General features: G+C 59.1%; 25 protein-coding genes. 15 read left to right on the top strand and 10 right to left on the bottom strand.

Translation table 11 applies throughout. From position 1 onward, the window contains the following. Window positions 1-12 precede the first annotated feature (12 nt). Window positions 13-375: a response regulator CpdR1 gene (gene cpdR1 / locus ACT53S_RS11970; RefSeq protein WP_006726917.1), complete on the bottom strand. Its 363-nt coding sequence runs from the start codon at window positions 373-375 to the stop codon at window positions 13-15. Window positions 376-572: 197 nt separating this feature from the next. Between cpdR1 and ACT53S_RS11965 the strand changes: the two genes are divergently transcribed. Together ACT53S_RS11965 and hisN are read left to right on the top strand one after the other, a co-directional pair. Continuing rightward, window positions 573-1,448: an N-formylglutamate amidohydrolase gene (locus ACT53S_RS11965; protein WP_142071737.1), complete on the top strand. Its 876-nt coding sequence runs from the start codon at window positions 573-575 to the stop codon at window positions 1,446-1,448. 352 nt (window positions 1,449-1,800) lie between these two features. Continuing rightward, the gene (gene hisN, locus ACT53S_RS11960) at window positions 1,801-2,577 is read left to right on the top strand and encodes a histidinol-phosphatase (RefSeq protein ID WP_113376380.1); all 777 of its coding nucleotides are present in this window, start codon (window positions 1,801-1,803) and stop codon (window positions 2,575-2,577) included. A gap of 9 nt (window positions 2,578-2,586) precedes the next feature. On the opposite strand, the gene ACT53S_RS11955 is transcribed toward hisN, so the two are convergent. Next, window positions 2,587-3,576, bottom strand: coding sequence for an alpha/beta hydrolase (locus ACT53S_RS11955; protein ID WP_113376379.1), 990 nt, complete (start codon window positions 3,574-3,576; stop codon window positions 2,587-2,589). A 392-nt stretch (window positions 3,577-3,968) separates the two neighbouring features. Between ACT53S_RS11955 and ACT53S_RS11950 the strand changes: the two genes are divergently transcribed. Further along, complete coding sequence (locus ACT53S_RS11950) at window positions 3,969-4,439, top strand: Hsp20 family protein (RefSeq protein ID WP_113376378.1); 471 nt, start codon at window positions 3,969-3,971, stop codon at window positions 4,437-4,439. Window positions 4,440-4,500: 61 nt separating this feature from the next. Here the strand turns inward: ACT53S_RS11950 and ACT53S_RS11945 are convergent, their stop codons facing one another. From ACT53S_RS11945 to ACT53S_RS11925, 5 genes are all read right to left on the bottom strand, one after another. Beyond that, complete coding sequence (locus tag ACT53S_RS11945) at window positions 4,501-5,067, bottom strand: DoxX family protein (protein WP_476067133.1); 567 nt, start codon at window positions 5,065-5,067, stop codon at window positions 4,501-4,503. Further along, a complete protein-coding gene (locus tag ACT53S_RS11940; protein ID WP_476067132.1) occupies window positions 5,064-5,846 on the bottom strand; it encodes an HvfC/BufC family peptide modification chaperone in 783 nt (260 codons plus the stop codon). The genes ACT53S_RS11945 and ACT53S_RS11940 overlap by 4 nt, the downstream gene beginning before the upstream one ends. Continuing rightward, window positions 5,836-6,702: an MNIO family bufferin maturase gene (bufB, locus tag ACT53S_RS11935; protein ID WP_476067478.1), complete on the bottom strand. Its 867-nt coding sequence runs from the start codon at window positions 6,700-6,702 to the stop codon at window positions 5,836-5,838. The genes ACT53S_RS11940 and bufB overlap by 11 nt, the downstream gene beginning before the upstream one ends. 105 nt (window positions 6,703-6,807) lie before the next feature. After that, the gene (locus ACT53S_RS11930; RefSeq protein WP_113376501.1) at window positions 6,808-7,110 is read right to left on the bottom strand and encodes a BufA1 family periplasmic bufferin-type metallophore; all 303 of its coding nucleotides are present in this window, start codon (window positions 7,108-7,110) and stop codon (window positions 6,808-6,810) included. Window positions 7,111-7,256: 146 nt separating this feature from the next. Beyond that, complete coding sequence (locus ACT53S_RS11925; RefSeq protein WP_113376374.1) at window positions 7,257-8,303, bottom strand: threonine aldolase family protein; 1,047 nt, start codon at window positions 8,301-8,303, stop codon at window positions 7,257-7,259. A gap of 413 nt (window positions 8,304-8,716) precedes the next feature. Between ACT53S_RS11925 and gltB the strand changes: the two genes are divergently transcribed. The 3 genes from gltB to ACT53S_RS11910 are packed head-to-tail and all read left to right on the top strand — an operon-like array spanning window position 8,717 to window position 15,223. Further along, window positions 8,717-13,435 (top strand): glutamate synthase large subunit, encoded by a 4,719-nt coding sequence (gene gltB, locus ACT53S_RS11920; protein ID WP_476067131.1) that lies wholly within the window; start codon window positions 8,717-8,719, stop codon window positions 13,433-13,435. Between the two features lie 53 nt (window positions 13,436-13,488). Next, the gene (locus tag ACT53S_RS11915) at window positions 13,489-13,731 is read left to right on the top strand and encodes a hypothetical protein (protein ID WP_476067130.1); all 243 of its coding nucleotides are present in this window, start codon (window positions 13,489-13,491) and stop codon (window positions 13,729-13,731) included. A 37-nt stretch (window positions 13,732-13,768) separates the two neighbouring features. Beyond that, complete coding sequence (locus tag ACT53S_RS11910; RefSeq protein WP_476067129.1) at window positions 13,769-15,223, top strand: glutamate synthase subunit beta; 1,455 nt, start codon at window positions 13,769-13,771, stop codon at window positions 15,221-15,223. A gap of 64 nt (window positions 15,224-15,287) precedes the next feature. On the opposite strand, the gene ACT53S_RS11905 is transcribed toward ACT53S_RS11910, so the two are convergent. Further along, a complete protein-coding gene (locus tag ACT53S_RS11905; RefSeq protein ID WP_476067128.1) occupies window positions 15,288-16,499 on the bottom strand; it encodes an SGNH/GDSL hydrolase family protein in 1,212 nt (403 codons plus the stop codon). A gap of 117 nt (window positions 16,500-16,616) precedes the next feature. Further along, entirely contained in the window at window positions 16,617-17,771 is a 1,155-nt protein-coding gene (locus tag ACT53S_RS11900) for a lytic murein transglycosylase (protein ID WP_476067477.1), read from the bottom strand. A gap of 262 nt (window positions 17,772-18,033) precedes the next feature. Here ACT53S_RS11900 and galU point away from each other — a divergent pair, with 262 nt between their 5' ends. Continuing rightward, complete coding sequence (gene galU / locus ACT53S_RS11895) at window positions 18,034-18,921, top strand: UTP--glucose-1-phosphate uridylyltransferase GalU (RefSeq protein ID WP_476067127.1); 888 nt, start codon at window positions 18,034-18,036, stop codon at window positions 18,919-18,921. A gap of 25 nt (window positions 18,922-18,946) precedes the next feature. Here the strand turns inward: galU and ACT53S_RS11890 are convergent, their stop codons facing one another. After that, the gene (locus ACT53S_RS11890; protein ID WP_476067126.1) at window positions 18,947-20,461 is read right to left on the bottom strand and encodes an outer membrane beta-barrel protein; all 1,515 of its coding nucleotides are present in this window, start codon (window positions 20,459-20,461) and stop codon (window positions 18,947-18,949) included. A 370-nt stretch (window positions 20,462-20,831) separates the two neighbouring features. On the opposite strand from ACT53S_RS11890, the gene ACT53S_RS11885 reads away from it, so the two are divergent. The 8 genes from ACT53S_RS11885 to ACT53S_RS11850 all read left to right on the top strand — a co-directional run bounded on the left by ACT53S_RS11885 (window position 20,832) and on the right by ACT53S_RS11850 (window position 26,423). Next, window positions 20,832-21,197: a DUF2958 domain-containing protein gene (locus ACT53S_RS11885; protein ID WP_476067125.1), complete on the top strand. Its 366-nt coding sequence runs from the start codon at window positions 20,832-20,834 to the stop codon at window positions 21,195-21,197. Between the two features lie 567 nt (window positions 21,198-21,764). Then, window positions 21,765-21,956: a DUF2958 domain-containing protein gene (locus tag ACT53S_RS11880; protein WP_476067476.1), complete on the top strand. Its 192-nt coding sequence runs from the start codon at window positions 21,765-21,767 to the stop codon at window positions 21,954-21,956. A 960-nt stretch (window positions 21,957-22,916) separates the two neighbouring features. Next, window positions 22,917-23,855: a hypothetical protein gene (locus tag ACT53S_RS11875; RefSeq protein WP_476067124.1), complete on the top strand. Its 939-nt coding sequence runs from the start codon at window positions 22,917-22,919 to the stop codon at window positions 23,853-23,855. Window positions 23,856-23,858: 3 nt separating this feature from the next. Beyond that, window positions 23,859-24,476 (top strand): hypothetical protein, encoded by a 618-nt coding sequence (locus tag ACT53S_RS11870; protein WP_476067123.1) that lies wholly within the window; start codon window positions 23,859-23,861, stop codon window positions 24,474-24,476. A gap of 156 nt (window positions 24,477-24,632) precedes the next feature. Further along, complete coding sequence (locus ACT53S_RS11865) at window positions 24,633-25,244, top strand: NUMOD3 domain-containing DNA-binding protein (RefSeq protein WP_476067122.1); 612 nt, start codon at window positions 24,633-24,635, stop codon at window positions 25,242-25,244. A 20-nt stretch (window positions 25,245-25,264) separates the two neighbouring features. Continuing rightward, the gene (locus ACT53S_RS11860) at window positions 25,265-25,579 is read left to right on the top strand and encodes a hypothetical protein (protein ID WP_476067121.1); all 315 of its coding nucleotides are present in this window, start codon (window positions 25,265-25,267) and stop codon (window positions 25,577-25,579) included. Between the two features lie 17 nt (window positions 25,580-25,596). Next, on the top strand, window positions 25,597-26,082 hold the full coding sequence (locus tag ACT53S_RS11855; protein WP_476067120.1) for a hypothetical protein: 486 nt from the start codon (window positions 25,597-25,599) through the stop codon (window positions 26,080-26,082). Window positions 26,083-26,090: 8 nt separating this feature from the next. Beyond that, window positions 26,091-26,423, top strand: a complete 333-nt coding sequence (locus ACT53S_RS11850; protein ID WP_476067119.1) for a hypothetical protein — start codon at window positions 26,091-26,093, stop codon at window positions 26,421-26,423. Window positions 26,424-26,830: the final 407 nt, after the last annotated feature.

Here is a 26,830-nt window from a genome sequence, read left to right as displayed (position 1 = left end):
CTTCGGCAGGCCTTACGCAGCAAGGAGTTTGTTCACTTCGTCGACGAGATCACGAAGGTGGAAAGGCTTGGACAGGACCTTGGCGTCCTTCGGAGCCTTCGAATCGGCGTTCAAGGCGACGGCGGCGAAGCCGGTGATGAACATGACCTTCAGGTCCGGATCGAGTTCGGTGGCGCGGCGCGCCAGCTCAATGCCGTCCATTTCCGGCATAACGATATCGGTCAGGAGAAGAGAGAAAGGTTCTTCGCGCAGGCGGTCGTAGGCGCTGGCGCCGTTGTCGAAGGAAGAAACTTTATAGCCCGCCTTTTCCAACGCCTTCACCAGGAACCGGCGCATGTCGTTGTCATCTTCGGCGAGAAGGATTTTCTGTGTCATTTAGGGACCGCTGTATTCGATTTCGTGGGACGCTCGCAGCCGCTCACTCTAGGTCCAGCCCAGTAAAGAACCGGTGAACAACGAAATCGTGAGCCTGCTCCGCCATTTCCGGGAGTATGGACTTTGCGACAGCCGACTGGCAACATGGCGAACACAACAAGTTTGTGACTTGGTAAAGAAGAGGAACTGGGGAGCGGATGACCAACGAATTCGAGCCTTTCGAGATTCGCGAACCCGCCGTCCAGACCATTCCCTTCGTGTATAACTCCCCGCATAGCGGCCGTTGTTACCCGAGTGCTTTTCTGGATGAGTCGCGCCTGGATGGGCATGCGATCCGGCGGTCCGAGGACCATTACGTGGACGAGCTCTTCTCGGCAGCGCCCAGTTTCGGCGCACCGATGCTGGTTGCGAATTTTCCGCGCGCCTATGTCGATGTGAACCGGGAGCCTTACGAGCTCGATCCGCGCATGTTTTCCGATCCGCTGCCGCCTTATGCCAACAGCAATTCGGCGCGCGTTGCCGGCGGACTGGGCACCATTCCGCGCATTGTTGCGGAAAACATGGAGATCTATGAGGGTCGGATGCCGCTCGCGTCGGCCATGGAGCGGATCGAGACCTGCTACAAGCCCTATCATGCCTGCCTGCGCAAGCTGATCGCCCGCACCCATGCCCGTTTCGGACTCGGCGTGCTGATCGATTGCCATTCGATGCCCGGTAACATCCGGGTCGCCGGCAGCGGCATCAAGCCGGATTTCATCGTCGGTGACCGCTATGGCACCAGCGCTTCGGGCGAACTGTCGCGGGCGGCGCTGCAGTTCCTGGAAGAGCTCGGCTTTGCGGCCGTGCGCAATAAGCCCTATGCCGGCGGCTTCATCACCGAACATTATGGCCGCCCGGCGCGCGACCTGCATGCGTTGCAGATCGAGGTCAATCGCTCGCTCTATATCGACGAATCGACGCTGGAGAAGCGTCCGGATTTCGACGCGCTGGCCGGGTCACTTGCAATCTTCATGGGTCAGATGGCTGATTTCGTCGCCGACTATTTCGGCGATCAGGCGCTCGCGGCCGAGTAACAGCTTTCACCAACTCTCTCTTTGCCGTTGCGTCGCTTCCCGTGGCGTGGCTGGAGGCGTGTGCTCCCCCTTTGTTTGCGCAAACTCAGGGCAAAAAAAACCGCGCACTGGGCGCGGCTTCAAGTCTAGGGAGGAAACACCCAAGGAGGGTATTTACAGTCAGAGACTGTAAGTAAGACGTTATGTGCTGCAGTGCACCATTGTCAAGTTGAATCTTGGTGCTTTTTTGGGCGTGGCGAAAAAATGCGCAATTTCATAGCGTGGGATGAATTCGTAGAGCGGCAGCTGGCGGTTTTCTTTCGGGGCGACAGGCTTTAAGACTGGCGCCACACTCATGCGACGGAACCCTTTCATGCGCCCCACCCGTGATTTCTTTTTTCGCCTCGCCGATGCCGCCAAGGCAGAGACTTTGCCGCGCTTCCGCTCCGGTTTGTCGGTGGTCAACAAGGAGGCGCAGGGCTTCGATCCAGTCACTGAAGGCGATCAAGCGGCGGAGACGGCGATCCGTGCGTTGATCGAGTCGGAATTTCCTGATCATGGCATCCTCGGTGAAGAGCATGCCAATATCCGGATGGACAGCGACCAGGTCTGGGTTATCGATCCGATTGACGGGACGCGGGCCTTCATCTCCGGCGTTCCGGTCTGGGGTACGCTGATCGGCTTCCAGGAGCATGGACGCTCTGTGATGGGGCTGATGGAGCAGCCGTTCACCGGCGAGCGCTATTTCGCCGATGGGAACAAGTCCTGGTATTTCGGGCCTGACGGCGAGCGACAGAACCAGGTGCGGGACTGCGGCAGTCTTGAAAACGCGATCCTGTTCACCACCTCGCCGCATCTCTTCCAGGGCTGGGAGGTCGCGCGTTACCAGGCGGTCCAGGATCGGGCGAAGCTCTTCCGCTACGGCGTCGACTGCTATGCCTATTGCCTGCTCGCGGCCGGCCATATCGATCTCGTCATTGAAACGGTGCTGAAGCCCTATGACGTCGGCGCGCTGATCCCGATCATCGAGCAGGCCGGCGGCGTGATCACCACCTGGGATGGCGGGCGGCCGGAAGCGGGCGGCTCGATCATTGCGGCCGGCTCCAAAGCGGTCCATGCCGAGGTCCTGGAGATGCTGAAGCGCGATTGAGCCGCAGCGTCAGGCGTCGAGGCGGCTGTCGGTCAGTTCGCCGACGGGATCGGCTTCCTCGGGTTCGCCGCCGGGAATGAAGGCAAAGAGCGCGGCCAGCGCCTGGGTGCGGTAGCGGTCCTGCTCCTGCAGGATCTCGTGGCGGGCGCCGGGAACGGGCACCAGTTGCCCGGCACGGAAATACTGCGCCAGGGATTCCTGATAATGATAGGGAACGATCGGGTCGTTGCCGGGTGCCACGATGACGGTCGGTACGGTGATCGAGGCGAGGTGGCGGGGGTCGCGGACCGCGGCAATCGCCTTTTGGCTTTCGTAGAGCCAACGGGCGGTCGGCGGACCCAGGAAAAGCTCCGGATGGTCCAAGACGAGCCGCTGGTTGCGCGCGAAGCGCTGCGGATCCGTGGTCAGCGGGTTGCCGTCGAAGTCCTTGCGGGGCTCGTCCTTGTTAAGGCAGATGCCGCCAAAGCCGCTAAAGGTTGCGAGCGTCGCCAAACGACGGATGTTTTCCGGTGAGGTCTTCTGGCCGCCGAGGCCGACAAAGGGGGCCGTCAGCACCATGCGCTCGATGCGGTTGGCCAGGCGCGGCGCCGCCTTCAGCGCGATCAGGCCGCCGGTCGAATGGGCAACCATGAAGAAGGGCAGGCGGGTGTCGGGCAGCACGATCTGTTCGAGGAAGATCTCGAGATCTTTGATATAGTGATCAAAGCGGCCGACATGACCCTTGCGCGGATCCTTGATCAATCGGTCCGAGCCGCCCTGGCCGCGAAAATCATAGGTCGCGACCCAGAAGCCGCGCGCATTCATCTCGCGGATCGTTTCGAAATATTTCTCGATGGTCTCGTTTCGACCGTGCAACAGAACGATGGTGCCGCGCGTGGTCTCGGCAGTGGATTTGAACACCGCATAGCGCAGATTGACGCCGCGATAGCCTTTGAAGTAGCCGACCAGCGGGTTTCCGGGAACGGGGTTGCCGGGCGTGGCGTGAAGTCTCGCTTCCATACTCACAACTGCCTGTCGTTTGAGCGCGTTGTCCTCGTCACGGGATAGGATGACCCCTACGAAAGGTCAAAGAAAAAAGCCGGAACCGCAAACGGAGAATGCGGTCCCGGCGAAATCGACCGGAGTGGAAGGGGCGATATCTCCGGTCCATCGGGTTCGAGACAACCGATGCCGATGGTTTAGCGGGGGAGGGCTGAACCCAGATTGAACCCGTCGTTCATGGCGGATTCATCGAAGCGAACCGGCTGTCGCGATCATCCATCTTGAATTCGCAAAACCGATTTCCCACATCGAAGTCACGGACGCCGAAAGGGTCCGGTCTCGCTGCCGCCATCGCCCAATGCGGGATGCCGGTGGTCCCATAACGCCAACGTCGCTTCCAGGAGGACACAATGCGTCACGTCGATTTTTCCCCCCTCTACCGCTCTACCGTCGGTTTCGACCGCCTGTTCACGATGCTCGACAGCCTCGGACAGCCGGAGCAAGCCCAGAGCTATCCCCCCTACAACATCGAACGCACCGGCGAGAACCTCTACCGGATCACCATGGCCGTTGCCGGCTTCGACGAAAGCGAGCTTTCGATCGAGGCACATGCCCATGTGCTGACCGTCAAGGGTGAAAAGGCCGAAGACGAAAAGGCCGAGCAGAGCGAGTTCCTCTATCGCGGCATTGCCAAGCGCGCCTTCGAGCGCCGCTTCCAGCTTGCCGACCATGTCGAAGTCACCGCCGCTTCGTTGAAGAACGGCCTCTTGCACATCGACCTTCTGCGCAACATTCCCGAGGCCATGAAGCCGCGTCGCATCTCGATTGCCGCCGAAGCGGCCGGTGCTGCGCCGAAGGCGATCGAAGCGCATGTGAACTGAGCTCAGCAGCACGCTGATCTTGAAGGCGGCGGGCGAAAGCCTGCCGCCTTTTTGCTTGGGTTTAGCGCATGCGTCTCGTCCAGGCTGTGCAGAGGAGCTTGTCGAGGGAGATCATGCCCGCCCCTTTTACCGCCAGATAGAGCAGCGGAAAGATCCAGAGCAGGCGCTGGTCGAGGATGACGCTGTCGGGAAAGCGGTCGAAGAGCGCGCCGACGGTGCCGGCATCGACCTTGTGCACGAGGATATCGGTGAGGCTCTGGACGATGATGAATCCGATCATACCGGTTGCGGCAATCCGGGTGAACAGACCGAGGACGACGAGGATCGGCAGGATCGTCTCGCCATACGTGCCGAAGATCACCATCAGTCCCCACGGAAAAAGAGCAACCGCTGAAACGTCGCCGCCCGCCGCATCCACGGCCGGAAGCGCAATCTGGTAATAGGCGCTGTCACTGATCGAGAGGAAACCTTCGAACTTTGTCATCGCCGAATTCCAGTAATAAGCAAGCAGAACCGCGGCAAAGACAAAGCGGGCTGCGAGGCCGAGGAACCAACGATCGAGAAGCCGTTCAACGTGCGCGACAACCCTGTCGTAAAGGCGTTTGAGGGAAGCAAGCTGGTGGATCATCCGGGTATCCCTGTCTCTGGAAGTCTCAAGCCGCTGAAGGCGCCGCTCGTGAGTGTAAGCGTGAGGAGGCCGGCGATATCGGCCCCGGGATCTGCGCTTTCGGCCGCGTCGCAGGCTTGTGCGAAGGTGCCTCCTGTCATCAGCGCGTCGATGAAAACAGAGGCCGCAGCCGTCAGAACCGTCACCGAGACATCATAGGCAGGGCGGGTGATCAGCACGGCTTCGGGCTGGAAAGGGTCCAGACCATCAAGCGGAAGACCCGCCCGGTCGCGACCGACGATGGTGCCCGCGGCATGGGGCAGTCTGAGCAAATGGCTGGCTGGATGAGGTTCGAACCGTATCTCGGGCAGGGTATCCTGTGCCACGTCCGCGAGGGCGAGCGGGTCAAGGGGGGCGCAGTCGGCCGCGTGAAACGCGTCCAGCCAAGCCCGCTCGACACGTGCCACGTCGGGGAGAAAGGGGAGGTCGCGGGCTGGACCGAAGGATTCGATAAAGGCCGGAAAGCTCGCGCCATAGGTAAACATCAGTGGCGAGGTCGGCAGGTTGTCCCGGACATAGACATTCGCCATGGCGCGGAAAAAGTCTTCGCTGACGAGGTTCTGGAGAGTCGGGTAGATCGCGGCGAGCGCATCGACAAGCGAGATCGTGACATTGTTGCGGTAGACGGCGAAGCGGCGGGCCACCCGTGCGCCGGATCGGTGGAGACCGGCAGGCGCGGGAAGGTCGCGATTGACGAGCGCTGCGGCGAAGTCGCCATTGGTGACGGGATCAGGACGCATGGCGCAGCCCGAGCCGTCGTTCGCCGAAGAGGTCGAGAATGGCGTCCGCCCGCTCCGCCTCTCGCCTGAGGATCGGCCAGTCCGGCACGTCATTGTCCCATTCGATGAGTGTCGGAAGCGGTCCCGTGCGGGCCAGCACCTCGCGGTAGAGTGACCAGACGACATCGTCCACGGCCCTGTCGTGGCTGTCGATCAGCAGCGGCAGGCCAGCATCGTCCTCATCCGTCGCGTGGCCGGCGAGATGGATTTCCTCGACGCCGAGCAGGGGAAAGTCGGCGAGATAATCCAGCGCGGAATAACCATGATTGGTGGCGGAGACGTGGACGTTGTTGATGTCGAGCAACAGGCCACAGCCCGTGCGTCGGGCGATGGCACGAATGAAATCCGTCTCACTCATCGTTGCGGCTTCGAAGGCGACATAGGTCGAGGGGTTTTCTAGAAGGATTTTTCGTTCCAGCACTTCCTGCACGCGGTCGATGTGGTCGCAAACCCGGTTCAGAGTGTGCTCATCGTAGGGTACAGGCAGAAGGTCGTTGAAGAAGTGATCGTCATGGGTGGACCAGGCGAGGTGCTCGGAGACCATGGCGGGCTCGTAGCGTTCGATGACAGCTTTGAGTCTTGCCAAATGATCCGGGTCGAGCCCCTTTGGGCTGCCGATCGACAGGCCGACCCCGTGGACAGACAGCGGAAAGTCCTCGCGAACGCGGCTGAGGATACGATGGGGATGACCGCCGGCGCCCATATAGTTTTCCGCATGCACTTCGAGAAAGCCGATGCGGAATTCATCCGAAAGGATAGCATCGGCATGTTGCGGCTTGAAGCCGGCGCCGCTGCGGGGCGGGAGCGTGGGCTTGATGGTCGGGATCGATTGCTGTGACGGCATGAGGTTTTCCTCGGCGGGCGGATGATCGGCCGCATCCCGGCCGCTGCGGTGCGCCGCAGGGGCCGGGACGGGAGAGGCTCAGGCTTTGGGGAGGTCGCGATCGAGGGCTTCGAGCGAACCCATGCGGCCATCGGGCAGCGCCATGGTCAGGCAGGTGCCCTTGGCGACGTATTTCCAGGAATTGCCCTGGTAATCGACCTTGGAGGTCCCGGCGCAGGTGGTGCCGGCGCCGGCGGCGCAGTCATTCTTGCCGGCCATGGCGACGCCGAAGCACTTTTCCTTTTCCTGTGCGGCGGCGGGACCCGACAGGAGGGCTGCGGCACCGACGGCCATGGTAACGGCGGCTGCGAGTGCTGCGGCATTGGTGGTGGTCTTGCTCATGATGGCTTCTCCTCGGATCGTGAAGCTGTTTCCCAAACCGGCCCGAATGGGTGCCGGCAGGGAGATCATGGCGAGCGGATCACCGATTGGAAAATCAATGATTATTGTATTCTTGTTGTTCGATATGCTTGTAAGAACGATGCTGTTCAGACGACTTCTATGAATTGATCGACTTCTTCTTCGGTGGTTGCGAAGCTCGTTACAAGACGCAGGAGCGTTTCGTTTGCACCGAGCAGATGCGGCATGTCGCGGGGCGGCAGCCAGTCGTAGACCATGGCGCCCTTGGCGCGGGCGCGGGCGACCGCATCCTTGTCGGCAACGGCGAAAACCTCGTTGGCGGTGGTATCCCAAGCGAGTCGGGTGGTGTTCTTGGCGGTCAGGCCGGCGCGCAGGCGGTCGGCCATGGCGTTGGAATGCGCTGCGAGTTCCAGCCACAGATCGTTCTCGAGATAGGCTTCGAGCTGGGCCGATATGAAACGGGTCTTTGAAAAGAGCTGGGCCGATCGCTTGCGGATATAGGGCATTTCTTCTGCCATTTCCGGCTTGAAGAAAATGATCGCTTCCGCGCACCAGCAGCCGTTCTTCGTGCCGCCGAAAGAAAGGATATCCACCCCGCGCTTCCAGGTCATTTCGGCCGGGCTGGCGTTCAGCGCCACCAGCGCGTTGGCAAAGCGTGCGCCATCCATGTGGAGCGGAAGCTTCTTCTCCTTGGCGATCGCGGCGATGGCATCCAGCTCGTCGAGCGAATAGACCGTGCCGGCTTCTGTCGCCTGCGTCACGGTGATCGCCATCGGACGACCGTGATGGACGGAGGGCACATCGAAGCGGGATACGGCGATGTCGAGCGCTTCGGGGTCGATCTTGCCGTTGTCCCCTTCGACGGGGAAGAGCCGGGTGGCGCCGGTCAGGAATTCGGGTGCGCCGCCTTCGTCGGAATTCACATGGGCATCGTAATGACAGAAGGTGACGCCGCCGGCCTTGGCGACGCTGGCGAGCGCCAGCGAATTGGCAGCCGTGCCAGTCGCCACGAAGAAGACCGCGACTTCCCGCTCGAACATGTCGTTGAACTTCGCCTCGATCAGCTTGTCGTGGTCGCTGGTGCCGTAGGCTGCGGCATAACCGGAGGCGAAGCGGGTCAGGCTTTCGGCGATCTTGGGATGGGCGCCAGACCAGTTGTCGGATGCAAAGAACATGGGGTCATTTCCTGAGCCAGGGAGGGTGTTGGGGAGATTAGGCATTTCCGCGACACGATCAATCCGGTCCGCGGCGGACCATGTCGCACGGACCGATTCCGCAAGAAGGCGAATAGCAGCGATGCTGACTTGAAATAAAATTGCGCCCCAGGCCTCTGCATGGCAATTTAGCGTCGGGCAGCCGGTTAATTTTCCGTGCGTGCCCTTGCAAGACAGGTTACATTCTGTCATAGGAATTCTCAAAATTAGGTCAGATTGATTGACCTAATTCGAGTTTCGGGACCTCGAACTCAGGTGTCATGCGGTGGTGATGTAACCCGGTCAGGGTGGGTCTCCGTCGTCTGGCGCCCGAAACTGCGAAAGGTCCCAGATCAACCTGCCCGGTCCCGCCGGGCCCCACTGGAGGGAAGGCCATGACGAACATGACGTCATCCGAAGAGATCAAGCGGTCCGCAGGCGCGGAATCGACTGGCAAGACGCCGGTCGTGCGCGCGGGTCTTCCTGCCAAACAGGGCCTGTATGACCCGAAGAACGAGCACGATGCCTGCGGCGTCGGCTTCATCGCCCATATGAAGGGCGTCAAGTCGCACCAGATCGTCAAGGACGGGCTGTTCATCCTGGAAAACCTCACCCATCGCGGCGCCGTCGGGGCCGATCCGCTGATGGGCGACGGTGCCGGCATTCTCTTGCAGATCCCTGATCGTTTCTTCCGCGAGGAGATGGCGGCCCAGGGTGTGACGTTGCCGAAGGCGGGCGAATACGCCGTCGGTCACTTCTTCTTCCCGCAGGACGAAGAACAGATCGCGCATTTCAAGAAGGTCATCGCCGAAGTCTGTCTTGCCGAGGGCCAGACCCTGCTCGGCTATCGCGATGTGCCGGTCGACAACTCGTCTTTGTCGAAGGCGCCTGACATCGCTGCCACCGAGCCGCGGCAGATCCAGGTTTTCATCGGCGCGGGGCGCGATGCTGCGACCCAGGAGCAGTTCGAACGTCGCCTGTTCCTGCTGCGCAAGGTGATCTCCAACCGCATCTACGACCAGTATGGCGGTCAGGAAACCGGCTTCTATCCGGTCTCGCTGTCGTCCTCGACGATCGTCTACAAGGGCATGTTCCTCGCCTACCAGGTAGGCGCTTACTATAAGGATCTTGCCGATCCGCGTTTCGAGTCGGCTGTCGCCCTGGTTCACCAGCGCTTCTCGACCAACACCTTCCCGTCCTGGAAGCTCGCGCACCCGTATCGCATGGTCGCCCATAACGGCGAAATCAACACGCTGCGCGGCAACGTCAACTGGATGGCGGCGCGCCAAGCATCGGTCTCCTCGCCGCTCTTTGGTGACGACATTTCCAAGCTGTGGCCGATCTCCTATGAAGGTCAGTCTGATACGGCCTGCTTCGACAACGCGCTCGAATTCCTGCAGCGCGGTGGCTATTCGCTGGCGCATGCCGTGATGATGCTGATCCCGGAAGCCTGGGCCGGCAACCAGCTGATGTCGCCTGAGCGCAAGGCGTTCTACGAATATCACGCAGCCATGATGGAGCCGTGGGACGGCCCGGCTGCCGTCTGCTTTACCGACGGCAAACAGATCGGCGCGACGCTCGACCGCAACGGCCTGCGTCCGGCGCGTTATCTCGTCACCGACGACGACCGCGTGATCCTTGCCTCCGAAGCCGGCACGCTGCCGGTGCCGGAAGAGAAGATCATCAAGAAGTGGCGCCTGCAGCCGGGCAAGATGCTGCTGATCGATATGGAGCAGGGCCGGATCATTTCCGACGAGGAGGTGAAGTCGTCGCTGGCCGGCAGCCATCCTTACCGCGAGTGGCTGGATCGCACCCAGCTGATCCTCGAAGACCTGAAGCCGGTTGAGCCGCGCGCGCTGCGCCGCGACGTGTCGCTGCTCGATCGCCAGCAGGCCTTCGGCTACACCACCGAAGACACCAAGATCCTGATGTCGCCGATGGCGACCACGGGCCAGGAAGCGATCGGCTCGATGGGCACGGACACGCCGATTTCGGCGATGTCGACCAAGTCGAAGCTGCTTTACACCTATTTCAAGCAGAACTTCGCGCAGGTGACGAACCCGCCGATCGACCCGATCCGCGAAGAGCTCGTCATGAGCCTCGTGTCCTTCATCGGTCCGCGTCCGAACATCCTCGACCATGAAGGCATGGCGAACGCCAAGCGCATGGAAGTGCGCCAGCCGATCCTGACCAATGGCGATCTCGAAAAAATCCGCTCCATCGGTCACATGGAAGACCGGTTCGACACCAAGACGCTCGACTTCACCTATGACGTCGAGCGTGGCGCCGAAGGCATGCCGGAAATGCTCGATCGCCTCTGCGAGCGTGCGGAAGCGGCCGTTCGCGGCGGCTACAACATCATCGTGCTGTCGGACCGTCAGATCGGCCCGGATCGTATCGCGATCCCGGCGCTGCTCGCGACCGCTGCCGTGCACCATCACCTGATCCGCAAGGGGCTTCGGACCTCGGTCGGCCTCGTTGTCGAGTCGGGCGAGCCGCGCGAAGTGCATCACTTCTGCTGTCTCGCAGGCTTCGGCGCCGAGGCAATCAACCCCTATCTCGCCTTCGACACGCTCACCGACATGCACAAGCATGGCGAATTCCCGAAGGAAGTGTCGGAAGACGAAGTCGTCTATCGCTACATCAAGGCTGTCGGTAAGGGCATCCTCAAGGTCATGTCCAAGATGGGCATCTCGACGTACCAGTCCTATTGCGGCGCACAGATCTTCGACGCGGTCGGCCTGTCGTCCGAGCTGGTCGACAAGTATTTCTTCGGCACGGCGACCACGATCGAAGGCATCGGCCTGACCGAGATCGCCGAGGAGACCGTCGCTCGCCACAACTCGGCCTTCGGAAAGGATCCGGTTCTCGCCAACACGCTCGATATCGGCGGCGAGTACGCCTATCGCATGCGCGGTGAAAACCACGCCTGGAGCCCGGACTCGATCGCGTCCCTGCAGCATGCCGTGCGTGGCAACAGCCAGGACCGCTACCGCGAATTCGCCGAGATGGTGAACGAGAGCAATCTGCGGATGAACACCATCCGCGGTCTGTTCAAGATCAAGTCGGCGGAAGCGCTCGGTCGCAAGCCCGTGTCCATCGACGAGGTCGAGCCGGCGGTCGATATCGTCAAGCGCTTCTCGACGGGCGCCATGTCCTTCGGTTCGATCAGCCGCGAGGCGCATACGACGCTTGCGATTGCCATGAACCGGATCGGCGGCAAGTCGAACACCGGCGAGGGCGGCGAAGAGAGCGACCGTTACCTGCCGTTGGCGGATGGTTCGTCCAACCCCGAGCGTTCGGCGATCAAGCAGATCGCATCCGGCCGCTTCGGTGTCACGACCGAATATCTCGTCAATGCCGACATGCTGCAGATCAAGGTTGCCCAGGGTGCAAAGCCTGGCGAAGGCGGTCAGCTGCCCGGCCACAAGGTCGATGCGACGGTTGCCAAGACCCGTCACTCGACGCCGGGCGTTGGCCTGATTTCGCCGCCGCCGCATCACGACATCTATTCGATCGAAGATCTGGCGCAGTTGATCTACGACCTGAAGAACGTCAACCCTGAGGCTGATGTTTCGGTCAAGCTCGTCTCGGAAGTTGGCGTCGGCACGGTTGCCGCCGGTGTTGCCAAGGCGCGCGCCGACCATATCACCGTCTCAGGCTTTGATGGCGGCACGGGTGCCTCGCCGCTCACCTCTCTGAAGCATGCGGGTAGCCCTTGGGAAATCGGTCTTGCCGAGACACAGCAGACGCTGGTGCTGAACGGTCTGCGTTCGCGCATCGCGCTGCAGGTCGATGGTGGTCTGAAAACCGGCCGTGACGTCATTATCGGCGCGCTGCTCGGTGCCGACGAGTTCGGCTTCGCAACCGCACCGCTGATTGCGGCCGGCTGCATCATGATGCGCAAGTGCCATCTGAACACGTGTCCCGTGGGCGTCGCGACCCAGGATCCGGTCCTGCGCAAGCGCTTCAAGGGCACGCCTGAGCATGTCATCAACTACTTCTTCTTCGTTGCCGAAGAAGTGCGCGAAATCCTTGCCTCGCTTGGCGTGACCAAGCTCGACGAGATCATCGGCGCTTCCGAGCTTCTGGAGAAGGACGACATGCTCGCCCACTGGAAGGCCAAGGGGCTGGACTTCTCGAAGATCTTCCACAAGGTCGATGCGCCGAAGTCTGCCACCTACTGGACCGAAAAGCAGAACCATCCGATCATCGACATTCTCGATCGCAAGCTGATCGAGAAGGCTATGCCGGCTCTCGAGGCCAAGCAGCCTGTCGTCTTCGACGTCGACATCAAGAACGTCGACCGGTCGGCCGGTGCCATGCTTTCGGGCGAAGTCGCCAAGCGGTACGGCCACAAGGGTCTGAAGGATGACACGATCCATGTCACGCTGAACGGCACTGCCGGTCAGTCCTTCGGCGCCTTCCTGTCGCGTGGCATCACCTTCGACCTCGTGGGCGACGGCAACGACTATGTCGGCAAGGGCCTCTCGGGTGGCCGCATCATCGTGCGTCCGCCGGAAAATGCCAAGATCGTCGCGGAGAACTCGATCATCGTCGGCAACACCGTGCTTTACGGTGCGATATCGGGCGAGTGCTATTTCCGTGGCGTGGCCGGTGAGCGTTTTGCCGTGCGCAACTCGGGTGCGATCGCCGTCGTCGAAGGCGTGGGTGACCATGGCTGCGAATACATGACGGGCGGCGTGGTCGTCGTGCTCGGCGAGACGGGCCGCAACTTCGCCGCCGGCATGTCGGGCGGTGTGGCTTACGTGCTCGACGAGAGCGGCGATTTCGCCAAGCGTTGCAACATGGCCATGGTCGAACTCGAGCCGGTTCCGGAAGAGGACGACATGTTGGAGAAGCTGCACCATCACGGCGGCGACCTCATGCACAAGGGCCTTGTCGACGTATCCGGCGACATGACCCGCCACGACGAGGAGCGCCTCTATCAGCTGATTTCGAACCATCTGCATTACACGGGCTCGAACCGTGCCAAACAGATCCTCGACAACTGGGCCGAGTATCGTCCGAAGTTCCGCAAGGTCATGCCGGTCGAATATCGTCGTGCGCTTGAGGAAATGGAACGCATGCGCATGGGCGTGGCTGCGGAGTGATTTAACTATCGGCGCCTTCTGTTATGAGTATTCAGCTCAGAATGGAGGCGCCGATGGGTCCAGTATCGAAAGAACACGAAGGCCAAATCATCAGAAAGGACAACCGTCGTTTCGTTGCTATTCCCGATGACTTCTTCCTTGAAGGGGACAAGATCATCATCCGCCAGGAAAGGGACGGCACGATTACAGTCCATCCTGCCGAACGAGAAGCGCGGGATGCGATGGCAGCCAGGTTCAATCCATTTGTTGAATGGGAAAATAGAACCTGGCCGGAGACGGTGCCGCCTTTCGAGTAACGAGCTGCGATAGCGGCGGAGATTGAGGAAAGTAGACATGGGCAAGGTTACAGGTTTCATGGAAATCGACCGGCAGGTGGCGAAGTATCAGCCGGCCTCCGACCGCATCCGCCATTTCCGCGAATTCACCATCCCCATGTCGGATGCAGAAGTCACCAAGCAGGCGGCGCGCTGCATGGATTGCGGCATTCCCTACTGCCATGGTCCGACCGGCTGTCCGGTGCATAACCAGATCCCGGATTGGAACGACCTCGTCTATAACAACAAGTGGGAGGAAGCGATCCGCAACCTCCACTCGACCAACAACTTCCCGGAGTTCACCGGTCGCGTCTGCCCGGCTCCTTGCGAGGAAGCCTGCACACTGAACCTTGAAGACACGCCGGTTGCGATCAAGACCGTCGAACAGGCGATTGCCGACAAGGCCTATGAGCTCGGCTTTATCGTACCGCAGCCGGCGACGATCCATACCGGCAAGAAGGTTGCGATCATCGGCTCCGGCCCGTCGGGGCTTGCCGCTGCCCAGCAGCTCGGCCGCGCCGGTCATGAGGTGCATGTCTATGAGCGCGAGTCCAAGCCCGGTGGGCTGCTGCGCTACGGTATTCCTGACTTCAAGATGGAGAAGAACTTCATTGATCGCCGCGTCGAGCAGATGAAGGGCGAAAACGTCACCTTCCATTGCGGCGTGAACGTCGGCGTCGATATCACCGTCGAGACGCTGCGTTCGGATTACGACGCCGTGCTCTATTGCGGCGGTTCTGAAACCCCGCGCGAGGCCGGCATCCCCGGTGTCGAGTTCCATGGCGTCCACGATGCCATGCCGTATCTCGTGCAGCAGAACCGGCGCGTCGGCCGCGAAAACATTGACAGCGTCGGTTGGCCTGCCGATCCGATCCTCGCCGGCGGCAAGCATGTTGTCGTCGTCGGTGGTGGCGATACGGCATCCGACTGCGTCGGCACGGCCTTCCGCCAGGGCGCCGTCAAGGTGACCCAGCTCGACATCCGTCCCCGTCCGCCGCAGACCGAAGACAAGCTCGCCGTCTGGCCCTTCTGGGCGACCAAGATGCGCACCTCGTCCAGTCAGGCTGAAGGCGCTGTTCGCGAGTTCCAGGTGGCGACGCTCGAATTCGTCGGCGAAGACGGCGTGCTGACCGGCGTGAAGTGCTGCCAGGTGGACGAGCGTCGCAAGCCGATCGCCGGCACCGAATTCATCATCAAGGCCGATCTCGCCTTCATCGCTATTGGCTTCTCCGGCCCGTTCACTGACAGCGTGCTGAAGGAACTGGACGGCAAGCTCGAGCTCAACACCGACCGTCGTGGCTCGACCAATGTCGTCGCCAATGACAAGGACTACCGCTCGTCGGTCGACAAGGTCTGGGTCGCCGGTGACGCCCGTCGCGGCCAGTCGCTGGTCGTCTGGGCGATCCGCGAGGGCCGTCAGGCCGCGCGCGCCATCGACGAGGCGCTGATGGGCGAAAGCGTGCTGCCGCGCTGAGCGGGAGCGTCATCGACGAATTACATCAAGGGTCGCCTACGGGCGGCCCTTTTGCTTTGAGCGATCAAGGCGTGGCGGTCGTCGTGACCGGGCGCTGCACATAATCCACGCGGCCGGCCGGCGGGTCGGGGAGTTTGCCGTTGCGGACAAGCATGTCGCGGGGCGTCTTGGTGCTGGTGGCGGGAAGGGGCGCGCCGCCGAGCAGTTCGTCGGCTCCGTCCAGCGCCGGGTCGAAGAGGTCGATCGGGGGCGTGCTGATGATGCCTTTGGCTTCCACCGGCGGCAGGTCGATCAGGGCCGGCAGGTTGCTGGCGTCGAGGCGGACCAGATCCGGACTGCTCATGTCGCCAAGCAGACGGCGCACGGATTTTTCCACGTAGAAGGCGAGTTTACGTTTGCCGGGAGCGGTGAAGCCGATGCCATCATTGCCGCGCAGGCGCACGGGCTGGCCGTTGATGTCGGAGCCGGTGACAATGAAGCGGCCGTCCTGGTCGACGAAGCCGTCCCAGACATCGACGAATTCGCCGCTCAGTTTTTCGACGCTCGTGCGGTAGAGCGTGTTGAGCCGTAGTGCGTCTGCGGTCATGTTCTGTGGGCGAAAGGCCGGCAGGCCGACCCATATCAGCGGGATGTTTGCTTTGGTGGCGGCCTCGGCCAGTGCCGTGACACGGCTGGCATAGGCGGTGAACCACGCGTCGGTTCGGAAATCGAGCTTCCCGGATGATGTCACCAGCTGCTGCCGGTCATTGGCGCCGATCTGGATGACGACGACACTCGGGCGGATCTCTGATATCAAGCCCGGAAGCTCACCCGTCCAGTCGTAGTAGTCCTGCCGCACGAGGCCGGAGGAACCATTGGCACGGGTCTCGATTACCACGCCCGGTGCGTCCTCAAAGGCACTCTTCAGGCCCTCGCCAAGACCACCCGCCACGAAGTCGCCGATCACCAGAACCTTCTTGGCATTGTCCAGCTTGGCCGGTGGCGGCGGGGCCGCGGGCACGGCACGGCTTGTGGGCGTGCGCGTGTCGATCGTGGTGATGCTGCCGCCGGTCTTCTTGCGGGGTCGTGGTTCGCGGATGGGGCGCCGAACATCGCGCGGCGGTACGTATTCCGGTTGGCGCGTGCCGAACAACACATCAAACAGGGTGCGGCGGCGTTCCGGCTGCTGCTGCGCCTGCGTCTCGACAGCCAGGAAGGCCGTGGCCGCAATGAGGACGGCAAGCGCAAGGCTAGCAAAGCGCGCGAGGCGGCTGAAAGAAACGCGCTGATTTGTCATTGCGATCTCCTCCCGCCGGTTGCGTCAGTTGGCCGAAACGGTGCGGCCGACGCGATGCCCGTTGTGGAGCGCGTCGGCCATCAAGTCAATCTGCGGTCTGTCGTGTCGCGGACCCGATCAGTTGCGCAGCGCTTCCAGAAGCACCCGCGACGGCTGGCCGTCGGCCGCCATGCCGAGGCGCTGCTGGATGGCGGTGATCGCGGCTTTGGAGCCGGAGCCGAAATTGCCGTCGATCTTGCCGTCGTAATAGCCGAGCGCCTGCATGCGCGTCTGCAACTCGAACTTTTCCTTCATGTCGAGCGTGCCGTCCGGGCGCGGCCAGCGCTGCTTCATGCCGCCATAGCCGGCAATCTCGTCGGCGAGCAGGCCGACGCCGAGTGCATAACTGTCGGCGGCGTTGTAGCGCTTGAGAACGAAGAAGTTCTTGGTCATCAGGAAACCCGGACCATTGCCGCCGCCCAGCATTTTCAGTTCGGCGCGCTCGGCGCCATTCTTGAAACCTTTCCCCGAGGGGCGGGCAAAACCGAGCGCCTGCCACTGGGCGAGCGTCTTGGTCTGGCCGGCGAACTTGTAGCCACCCTGTGGCACGACCGCCTCATAGCCCCAGGTACGGCCCGTCTGCCAGCCGTTCTTGGCCAGCAGATTGGCGGCGGTTGCCAGCGCATCCGGGACAGAGTGCCAGATGTCCCTCGTGCCGTTGCCATCCGCATCGATTGCATAAAGCAGGTAGCTGGACGGAATGAACTGGGTGTGGCCCATGGCGCCAGCCCAGGAACCCATCAGGTTCTTGTTGGACACGTCGCCGTTCTGAAGCATCTTCAAGGCCGCGATCAGCTGCGTGCGGGCATATTTCGCCCGCTTCTTGTCGGCATAGGCGAGCGTTGCCAGAGAGCGCGGGACATTGTGCAGGCGGTCCGGACGCTCGAGTGCTGCGCCGTAATTCGTCTCCATCGACCAGATGGCCAGAATGATGTGCTTGTCGACCCCGAAGTGATTCTCCAGCGCCTTCAAAAGTCCGGCATGCTTGACCAGCATTTCCTGGCCGATCTTGACGGTGTAGGGGTTTACGCGGCTGTCGAGATAGTCCCAGATTTCGGACTTGAATTCCGGCTGGTAGGCCGCCTTTTCCAGAACGAACTCATCCGGTTCCTTCACGCCATCAAAGGCCTTCCGGTAGGTTTTCTCCGAAATGCCGCTCTTTGCCGCGATCGGATAGAAGTCGCGAATCCATTTCTGGAATCCGGCATCGGCGAAAGCTTGCACGGGCATCATGGCCGTCGAGAGTGTCAAGGCGATTGCGCCGAGAAGGCTGGGATGGTGTCTTTTCATGGGCATCTCCCGTTCGTTCTACGGTTTGCAGCCGGAACAAAGGCTGTTCACGCAAGGTTAATGCTGTTCGGTCAACAAACCTTTACCATGTGGTCCCGGCTGCCCCCGTCTTCGGTTCGCTTTTGCGAATTCTAAGCAATTCTATGTTACTGGCCGTGACTGCGGTATGATGGCGTAAATCGATTAGATCCTCGAGGAGGAATGAGTGGTTCAGACTAAGAAGCTCCGCAAAGCCGTATTCCCTGTTGCCGGCCTCGGCACTCGCTTTTTGCCCGCGACCAAGGCGGTGCCGAAGGAGATGCTGACCGTGGTCGACAAGCCGGTCATCCAGTACGTGGTCGACGAGGCGATCGAAGCGGGCATCGAACACTTCGTCTTCGTGACGGGACGCGGCAAGGCGGTCATCGAGGACTATTTCGACATCCAGTTCGAACTCGAGCAGACACTGAAGGCCCGCAACAAGAACGCCGAACTTTCACTCCTGAGCGATCTGCAGCCGACGGCCGGTCAGACCAGCTTCACGCGCCAGCAGGAGCCGCTCGGCCTCGGGCACGCCGTCTGGTGCGCCCGCGACATCGTCGGCCATGAGCCTTTTGCCCTGCTGCTGCCTGATATGATTATGCGCGGCGAAAAGGCTTGCCTCAAGGGCATGGTCGAACTTTATGAAAAGACCGGCGGCAATATTGTGGCGGTCGAGGAATGCGCGCCCGATCAGGCGCATAAATACGGCATTGTCGGCGTCGGCGAGACGCTCGAAGGCGGCTTCAAGATCACCGAGATGGTGGAGAAGCCGGCCAAGGGCACCGCGCCCTCGAACTTCTTCATCAATGGCCGCTACATCCTGCAGCCGGAGATTTTTGAGATTCTGTCGACCCAGGAGCGTGGCGCTGGCAACGAGATTCAGTTGACCGATGGCATGCTGAAGCTCGCCCAGAAGCAGGATTTCGCGGGTTATCATTTCAAGGGGCAGACGTTCGACTGCGGCGCCAAGGACGGCTTCATCCTGGCCAATGTTGCCTTTGCCATCGAGCGCCCGGATATCCGCCCGGCCATTGAGCAGGAACTGAAGGCGATCCTCGCTGCTCTCAAGTAAGACGCATTGCCTCGACCGCCAGGCCTCAGCGCTTGGCGGTCAGGCCAACCAGGGCGGTCACCGTATCGGTGTCTCCGGACGACTTGTAGTCGTTGCGCTCATAGGTCAGATCCGCCGTCGCATCGAGATAGCGATTGACCTTCCAAGTCAGACCTGCGCCGGCATTGTAAACCGTCTTGTCGGCCGCTGCTCCCGCATCGTCGTAGCGACTCAAGGCGGCTCCACCGGTGAGGCGCGCTACCAGATTGCTTCTGATATCATGGGCCAGATTGACGTCGATGCTGTGCACGCTCCCGCCGCTCACGCCTGCCGCGGTCGACGGATCAAGCGTGGTGTCGAGCGTCACGTCGATGGACGTGCCTTCGCGTGGTGACCAGAAAAGGCTTCCATCGACAGTGACAGCGGACAGGTCGGCCAGACGACTGTCATCGAAGCGCTGCTGTTCATAGCCGACCGCGACTTCACCGCGAAGCTTCTCGCCTAAGTCGACGGTCACGCCGGTCTTTGCTCCGTAAATGTCCGCCGAACGGCGGTAACCGCTCGAATCCACGCTATCGTCATAGATGAGCTTGCCAGTCGTTGCCTCGATAAACGGCGTGATTGCGGTCGAAAGTTCGACACCCAGACGGGCGCTGATGGTCGCCCGGGTCCGGTCGCGATCGCTGCGGTCCAGGGTAGTGCCGTTTGACAGTTCCGCGTCCGAGTAGAGATATCGGCTGGCCTGGGTGGCGATCGATCCGCGCAAAAGGCCGAGGTCGCGTTCCAGCGAGACGCCCGCGTCGAACTGGTGCACGCCCGACTGGACGCTCGCTCCCGTAATCGCGTTGGGATCGTTGGTATCCTCGCGGCTGAAGCTGTATGCACCCGTGATGTTGGCAATGGTGTCGTCGGCGAGGTCCAGGCGCAGATTTGCATCGATGCGAGCGCGCGGTTTGTCGGTGCCGTCGCCCGAAAGCGTTTCCTGCCATGCGCCTTCGCCGCCGATGGTCAATTCATGGCGCGACCAGTCCGACGTCAAAGTCCCCTTGAGGCCGGTCTCGGAGAAGACCCGTCTCTCGCTGCCTGAGGCCGTCTTTTCCCGTTCGATGCCGATCTGCTGGTTCAGGGAAGGACGCAGGACAAGGGTGCCGAGCCGGATGCCCATATCCTCTTCTTCGCTGCGGCGGATGCGCGATGCAATCGGGTTGTCGAGGCGCGTTTCGCGTAGATTTTGCCGACCGAAATCCTCTTCCAAGGGAGCGATGTCGGCAGCTTGCGGGTCGGTTTCGAGGGCCGGGGGCGGCGCCGTGGCGGCCGTCGTCGTCGGATCGGTGACGGTATTGGGTGCTGTGGGATCCGTCGGACCCGTGAGAGGCTGGATACCGCTCATGTCGGGCTGGCTGTCATCGGCGGCCGCCAGCCAGTTTGTCGATCCGCTCGTTGCCTGCTGGGCAGCCAAGGGCAGGGGATAGACAAAGACATGGGCGGCCAGCATGGCGGCCATGCCGCGCAGCCCGAGACGGCCAGCGCCTCGCAATCCCGTCTTTCCATCGATCGTCATCTGTCCGCCCGGCGCTCCGTCATGCTTACCGAAACGTAATGTCTATCCTTGTTTTACATACACAACGCGGAACGGGTTAAGTGCATAAAAACGTTGAGGTCTGCCACTACGTTTGAGTTCACCAGCAAAGGTAAACACTTATGGTTAACCAACTCTAAAAGTTGAAATCTGTGCTCGCCCTGGACACCAAACGGCAATACATCGGAACTGCAAGTGCAACCTATAGGAGCATATTTATGCGGTTTCGTGTCTGGGGTATCGTTGATGGTGCCAAGTTTGATCGCACTTTTGCAAGCGTGGCCGAATGGCGTGCTGAGCGGAAGATCATCGAGCGTGTTGCTCGTCTTCGCGTACTGGGGATGGCATCCGCATGAACGCGCTGTTGACCCCAACGCTGAGAGCAAAACTGCTCGAAAACAACCGTATCGGTCGGGATACTGACCTGATACCCGTCGTAAAATGGTTCACGCCATGGGCTGGTGCCACATGGATCATTACAGAGATGGAGCAGGATGGTGATACCTGCTTTGGTCTGATGGATCTTGGCTTAGGTGAACCTGAATTAGGATACGTCAGTCTACGGGAGGTAGCCGCACTGAGAAGCAAGATGGGACAGGTGGTCGAGCGCGACTTGTTCTTTAACCCAAAACGACCCCTATCTGTTTTCTTGGCTGCCGCACGGTATCACCGCCGAGTCGTTGATGAGGACGAAGCGCTCACGCGCTTCGTCCGTTGATCTCGAGTTGTGTTGCGAGGCGGGCTTGCCTTTCCGCCTCGCGCCGTTTCTGTTGTGCGATGGAGCAATTTCTTTGCATCTCCTTGTAGGCGGGGCTTTCACGCCATGGTTGGCGACGTGCGGCTATCGCGTCAGCGTTTTTCTTTCTGGTTTCCGCTGAGCGTTGGCGTTTCCGTTCTCTGACTTCGGGAGATCGTGGTTTTCCAGGTGGTCTTCGTTGGTTCTTGGCTTGCATTGATGGTGTGGCCCAGCGAATGTTTCCCGGTTCGTAGTGGCCGTCGTTATTGATGCGATCGAGCGAAAGTTTTTCCTCGTACCGTGCGCCACATTCCCGTTCTATGTCTGCCACGTAGTTCCAGAAATCCTCACGCCAGCGTTCGCAGACCCCAATACCGCGACCTCCATAATCTTTGAACGCATGATGGTTCGGGTTCGTGCATCGGGCAATCATTTGACCCCATCGCTTGTATAGTGGGTGTCGTGAGCGAAAGATTCCCTGTTCGTTTTTCTCTGGCTTTTTTACGCAACGCATTGTTTAACCTATCTTTTTGTTTCGATAGGTTATTTATGTGTGATCTTTTCCGGTGCGGTCTCGGACATGGCGAACCAGAACTTGGTTATGTCAGCCTGAGGGAAGTCGAAGCGCTTGTTGGCCCCGGTGGTTTACAGGTCGAGCGCGATGAGCACTGGCATCCGACGAAACCACTGTCCGCTTATACGGGTGCTGCACGACGAGAACGACGCATCGTTGAACCCTGAAGAGGCAATCAAAGAAAAGCCCCATTGGAAATGAGCAATCCAATGGGGCTCTACCGTCGTCCTGGAGTTACAGCAATTGCTGCCGATTATTTATGTGCTCGTCGTGATTTCGCTTCAATTCGTCAATCCATTGCCAGATCGTTAGAAGGTTATTTCGCTTCGCAAACCTTTCCGCTGCGATCCGCGCTTTCTCTTCGGCTGTTAGTGGCTGCTTGTTTTCCATGTTTTCGTTTTAACACGGGGCATTCGTGGCAGTCATTATTTGATCTCGAAACGCTCAAAATTAGGAAGCCTTAGCCTTCACCCAAAGTGAGACGCGGAAACACGTCATAGACGCTCACGGAGCGCGAGGACGAATTCACGCTGCAATGCACGTGGATGACGCTGTTGGCGTTCCTGGTGCTTCTGGAAGTCTATGCGAATGCAATTTGTGCAAGGGAGCGCGGTTTGATCAGGCTGCCCATTTTTCTCTGACAACTAACGGCCAACCCACTTTGACGAAATCAACCAACGGGAAGAAGTACGACTTCGCCCAACGGCGAGTTCCCTGACAACCAATCGCCAACGGCATTCACGAACAAAGGATCAAGAAGTCCTCACCGTCGGAGACGAATAACCCCATGGCTATGCCATAGCCGTCAAACGGAGTTTGCCAAACCCGATGTGGCGTCAGCCAGTGCGAGTAGCCGAGTGAGCGGATCTGAGTGCCAACGAAGAACGCGAAGCGAGGTGTCAGCCGCCGTTGAAGTGTGGATTTGTAGTTGGGGCATTACGTCTATCTACTACTACGTAGTAGATGGCTGTAGTGTTCTAACTACACGTTCACGCTACTGCGTTTCATTCTATTATGGGACCAGGGTTCCCAATACCCCCTCATGCCTGTCCGAGGGCATGCATCCTCTTGACGGTTCAAGGTCCTTTATGGTCCACCTATGATTGAAATACTCACGGGGTACCTAAATGGCTAAGTGGCAACGTCACCATCAAGTCGCCGCATCTTTTCATTACCTGACCAAGGTGGTTCGCGATGAGCGTGATCCATCTGTGAAACTAGATCGGCCCTTCAGTCCGGAGGAGTTTCAGCGGATTGTAACGCGCATCTCAAACACTGCGCCACTTGATGACACCGATGAAAACGTGGTTCTTGAAATCAAGATGGGTAATAACCTCCCTTTTCTCTACCACGAAGTAGTTGACGGCTATCTTCATTTTGGAGAGTTCGAGGGCGCCTACTACGGTCAGGAATACCGAAACAATCGCCTCGGGGTTGTTCCGGCTGACAGTCTTAACATGAGACGCTTTCACTATCTCGCCACGCTGATGCGAGACGGAAAAATTCTGATCGGTGTCACATATAACGGCCAATTCGGCGATTACGACGGCCTACGATCTTGCTTCCAATACCTGCTGAAAGCGAATGGAAGCGTCGCTTCGAGGACCATTCGGAGCATTTCAGACGAATTAGGCAACGGTACTCCCGTCGAAGTTAAGTTGACATACCGGAAGGCTGCTGAGAGGCCCGAGCGTCGCAGTCTGTTCGGGAGAACCGGGGTAATTGCAATCAAGGCGTCGGATTTCGGAGATGACTTCACCGAAAGCGTGGCGCACATGGCCCAATCGGCCAGAGGGAGCACTGCCGATCGAAAGCGTTCGATTGCGCAATTGGTGAGTGAAAGTGGACTGATTGAGTTGGATGACGACGAGATCCTCGGGTGTTCAGCCATCGTTCGTGAAAATGGCAGGCAACGAACCGTCTACTTCATAGGCGAGAACAGTTTCTCGACTAAGTACCCCTTGGCTGTTGAGGTTAGTCACACCGGTTTAGCCAATAGGGAGCAGGTTAAGGGAGAGATGATACGAGTGATGCGCGAAAAAATTGTGCCGCTGCTGGCGAACTGAGACATGTTCGATCTCATAAGGGATACCTACGATACCTACCTTGACGATCGTGCTGCAAAGCATGAACGGCACTGGCTGAGGGTGTTTTTGTTTGTGATAGCGGCATTCTTCATTAGCGTCTTCGCAGATCATTCAGATGGGGCTATCTTCAACATGATGGTCACCGGCTTGACCATTCTGACCGGCTTCACATTCACCGCACTTTTCTCGGATCACTCAATGGCAGACGTCGGTTTGCCGACGCCGAAAAGTGAAACCGACGTCAACGACATTGCCCTCTTGAAGCGGTTGGCCGACAATTTCCATATACGCGCGCGATACTTCATCGTGCTTTCTATCTTTGACGTGTGTTTGCTTATCGTCTTGGCCACAGATGTGGTGGCGCCAGAAGTTATCAGTTGCGCACTGGTTGCAATCATCGGTACGGCTGGCGCTGACATTGTTCTCGTTCAAAAAGGCATGGCGATGTTGGGGAAATGGCTCAGCGGAGTGTCCGTATTTGCAGCGGTCATCATTTTCTTGGAGTGCTTGTTCACCTTTTACCGTCTTGCCGAAACGATTATAGCGATGGTTAGCAGGCGCAGAACCTACATGCGAGAAGCAAGCCGCGAACATAAATAGTCTGCCGAAAGGCAATATCAAAACTCCAACCCGGACCGGTAGCCCAACTGCTTGTCCGGGTTTTCTATGCCCCCGATCAGCGGATGAGCGTCGCGGCATAAATAGAATTGAAGACAGCACGTTGGGCAATTTTGTGCTGTGGACAAGGAGTTTATGATGACCATTCATTTCAAGCCGCGAGAAGTCCTCGCGCAAATCCAATCAGACATTCAGGGCACTGCAATCAGCCAGCCATTGCTGATCATTCTGCGTCGCATGTACGAGCGCTCCAAAGAGCGTCAAACGCAAGCCGGACACCGTTTCGAACTCACCTTCGAAGAATATCTATCCTTGATTTCCAGGGCGCGTCGTCAGCGCATGGAAAGGGAACTCAAGGCCAATACGTTCAAGCAATTCATGATGGGCTCCACGGGATACGTCCTAACTTGGAAGAGCCGAGCAGCGAAAGCCTCTGGCGTCATGAACGTACAGACCGCCGAATTCGTCAATCGCGAGAAAAGTCGACGCAACCAGCATTTCACTAAGGGCGACGCTCACACCGAAGCGTCGAAGGCCGCGATCTCTCGGGCGCTTACCGGCAGAAAGCCGTCCGAGGATACAAAGGCGAAAATCAAGGCAAGCAATCTTGGTCAAACTCGCAGCGCGGAGACGAAGGCAAAAATCAGTGCAGCGCGAAAGGGTCGTCCGATGAGCCCTGAAACCAAAGCCAAGATGGCGGAAAAGAGAGCGGAGTATTGGGCCGCAAAACGAGCAACCGAAAATCAATAGTCAATAGGAGGTAATTCACGATGAAAGGAAAATCATCAGCAAACGAAATGAGAGCAAACGCAACAAGGGAAATTTGGTCTGATCCCCAACATAGAGAGAAGAAAGTAAGTTCGATTAAGTTGGCATGGGACCAGCATAAGGCCAGCGATCAACAAATGGGCTTCTGGAAATTGCGCCACAAGCCGGAGAGCAAGCAGAAGATTTCAGAGGGGATGAGGCGCGTTTGGGCTGAGCGAAAGGCTGAACAAGCAAAACGAAATGATAGCCTCAAGCAAAAGATCTGCGATGCGATCGCATCGTTGGATAAGGCAATCAATTTTTTCAAAGCACGTTAAATTCAGGAGTTTTAAAAATGAGCATTTATCAAACCGTATTCGAAGACATTTTTAATGTTGCCGCTGCTGCATACCAACAGCATCCACAAACAATCACTCTGGACCCGATCAGCGATTTGACGTCGAAGTCGAGAGTTGAGATCCGCTATGTGCGAAAGCCCAAACTGAACGCGACGAGTGCGTTCATGGTCTTCAAGAAGGCCGACAAGAACTGGATTGGTCTTCTGCTGGCAGAAATGAAGTCCATGGTTCTCGGCCACCAAAAGGATGCCACGGTGTTGCATGGCAGTGCGAGCGCGAAAAGCACGATCAAGCGCGGTGTTCAAACTTGGTATGAATTCGTTCTGGAACTGCACCAGGACAAGATCGAGCACAAGAACGACATCAGCGAGGCCCAGGCCAAGCAGTTATCGCGCTTGGTCGATGAGTTGGGCGCTAAGGGTTTCAAACTGGCCAACTGTGGTAGTCTCGTCTTTGTGGACGAAAACGGCGATCAGTTGTGAGGTCTGCCATGACCGTGACCTTAGCCGTTCCACTGAGACAGAGTGACATTCTCATGGATGCCTTGGAGATCATGAACACGCCGTTTCCCAGCGGCGTGTCTGCGGCTGACGCGCTTTCGATCAGCGACTACGAGGATGATCTTCAATTCGCATTGCTCTACGACATGCTGATAGCCGTGCATGGTCGAGACATTCTGATGCGATTGGAGCCTGTCATCGGGCAACTAAAGGCGAAAGTCGTTGGTACTAGACGTGACCAAGACACCTGGTGCGTCGAGATCGAATTCGCCAATCACGCTGACGCGATGCTTTTCAAACTCGCTCATGCTCCCGCTTCATAACTTATGAAGGTGGGTGTCGTCGCAATCTGATGACCAAGCCGATTGCTAAAAGCACAGCGGTTACCCCTGCCAAAATGCCGACGAGGACTGCGTGATCAGGATAGCCGAGCCGGTCTGTGGTGCCGGCTGCTAGGGAAAACACGGTCGCAGCAATTAGCAATACGAGAAGAACGATCATTTTCCAACACCGATCCTTTCGATCGAAAACTCCTGCTCAGTCCCCTGGTGCCTTTTCCGCAGGTACGCAGATACCCGGAAGCCCTTCTTTGGCTTGTTGCCCGTTCTGCACGATAACCGCCTTTTCAGTTGCAACCATGCAGGCTTCTTTTGTGGAATAAACGCCCGCTTGTATGGGCCCATCTCCCATCATTAGAAATAGGACCCAAACCTCAGCAGTTCCAAACATC

The sequence above is a fragment of the Allorhizobium sp. DMC15 genome (assembly GCF_056314065.1).
Note: the sequence above shows the minus strand (reverse complement) of the source record. Positions and strands in the feature narration are given on the sequence as shown.

Coding starts and splice junctions, on each gene's coding strand:
- cpdR1 (WP_006726917.1), bottom strand. CDS start 375: ATGACACAGAAAATCCTTCTCGCCGAAGATGACAACGACATGCGCCGG.
- ACT53S_RS11965 (WP_142071737.1), top strand. CDS start 573: ATGACCAACGAATTCGAGCCTTTCGAGATTCGCGAACCCGCCGTCCAG.
- hisN (WP_113376380.1), top strand. CDS start 1,801: ATGCGCCCCACCCGTGATTTCTTTTTTCGCCTCGCCGATGCCGCCAAG.
- ACT53S_RS11955 (WP_113376379.1), bottom strand. CDS start 3,576: ATGGAAGCGAGACTTCACGCCACGCCCGGCAACCCCGTTCCCGGAAAC.
- ACT53S_RS11950 (WP_113376378.1), top strand. CDS start 3,969: ATGCGTCACGTCGATTTTTCCCCCCTCTACCGCTCTACCGTCGGTTTC.
- ACT53S_RS11945 (WP_476067133.1), bottom strand. CDS start 5,067: ATGATCCACCAGCTTGCTTCCCTCAAACGCCTTTACGACAGGGTTGTC.
- ACT53S_RS11940 (WP_476067132.1), bottom strand. CDS start 5,846: ATGCGTCCTGATCCCGTCACCAATGGCGACTTCGCCGCAGCGCTCGTC.
- ACT53S_RS11930 (WP_113376501.1), bottom strand. CDS start 7,110: ATGAGCAAGACCACCACCAATGCCGCAGCACTCGCAGCCGCCGTTACC.
- ACT53S_RS11925 (WP_113376374.1), bottom strand. CDS start 8,303: ATGTTCTTTGCATCCGACAACTGGTCTGGCGCCCATCCCAAGATCGCC.
- gltB (WP_476067131.1), top strand. CDS start 8,717: ATGACGAACATGACGTCATCCGAAGAGATCAAGCGGTCCGCAGGCGCG.
- ACT53S_RS11915 (WP_476067130.1), top strand. CDS start 13,489: ATGGGTCCAGTATCGAAAGAACACGAAGGCCAAATCATCAGAAAGGAC.
- ACT53S_RS11910 (WP_476067129.1), top strand. CDS start 13,769: ATGGGCAAGGTTACAGGTTTCATGGAAATCGACCGGCAGGTGGCGAAG.
- ACT53S_RS11905 (WP_476067128.1), bottom strand. CDS start 16,499: ATGACAAATCAGCGCGTTTCTTTCAGCCGCCTCGCGCGCTTTGCTAGC.
- ACT53S_RS11900 (WP_476067477.1), bottom strand. CDS start 17,771: ATGATGCCCGTGCAAGCTTTCGCCGATGCCGGATTCCAGAAATGGATT.
- ACT53S_RS11890 (WP_476067126.1), bottom strand. CDS start 20,461: ATGACGATCGATGGAAAGACGGGATTGCGAGGCGCTGGCCGTCTCGGG.
- ACT53S_RS11885 (WP_476067125.1), top strand. CDS start 20,832: ATGAACGCGCTGTTGACCCCAACGCTGAGAGCAAAACTGCTCGAAAAC.
- ACT53S_RS11880 (WP_476067476.1), top strand. CDS start 21,765: ATGTGTGATCTTTTCCGGTGCGGTCTCGGACATGGCGAACCAGAACTT.
- ACT53S_RS11875 (WP_476067124.1), top strand. CDS start 22,917: ATGGCTAAGTGGCAACGTCACCATCAAGTCGCCGCATCTTTTCATTAC.
- ACT53S_RS11870 (WP_476067123.1), top strand. CDS start 23,859: ATGTTCGATCTCATAAGGGATACCTACGATACCTACCTTGACGATCGT.
- ACT53S_RS11865 (WP_476067122.1), top strand. CDS start 24,633: ATGACCATTCATTTCAAGCCGCGAGAAGTCCTCGCGCAAATCCAATCA.
- ACT53S_RS11860 (WP_476067121.1), top strand. CDS start 25,265: ATGAAAGGAAAATCATCAGCAAACGAAATGAGAGCAAACGCAACAAGG.
- ACT53S_RS11855 (WP_476067120.1), top strand. CDS start 25,597: ATGAGCATTTATCAAACCGTATTCGAAGACATTTTTAATGTTGCCGCT.
- ACT53S_RS11850 (WP_476067119.1), top strand. CDS start 26,091: ATGACCGTGACCTTAGCCGTTCCACTGAGACAGAGTGACATTCTCATG.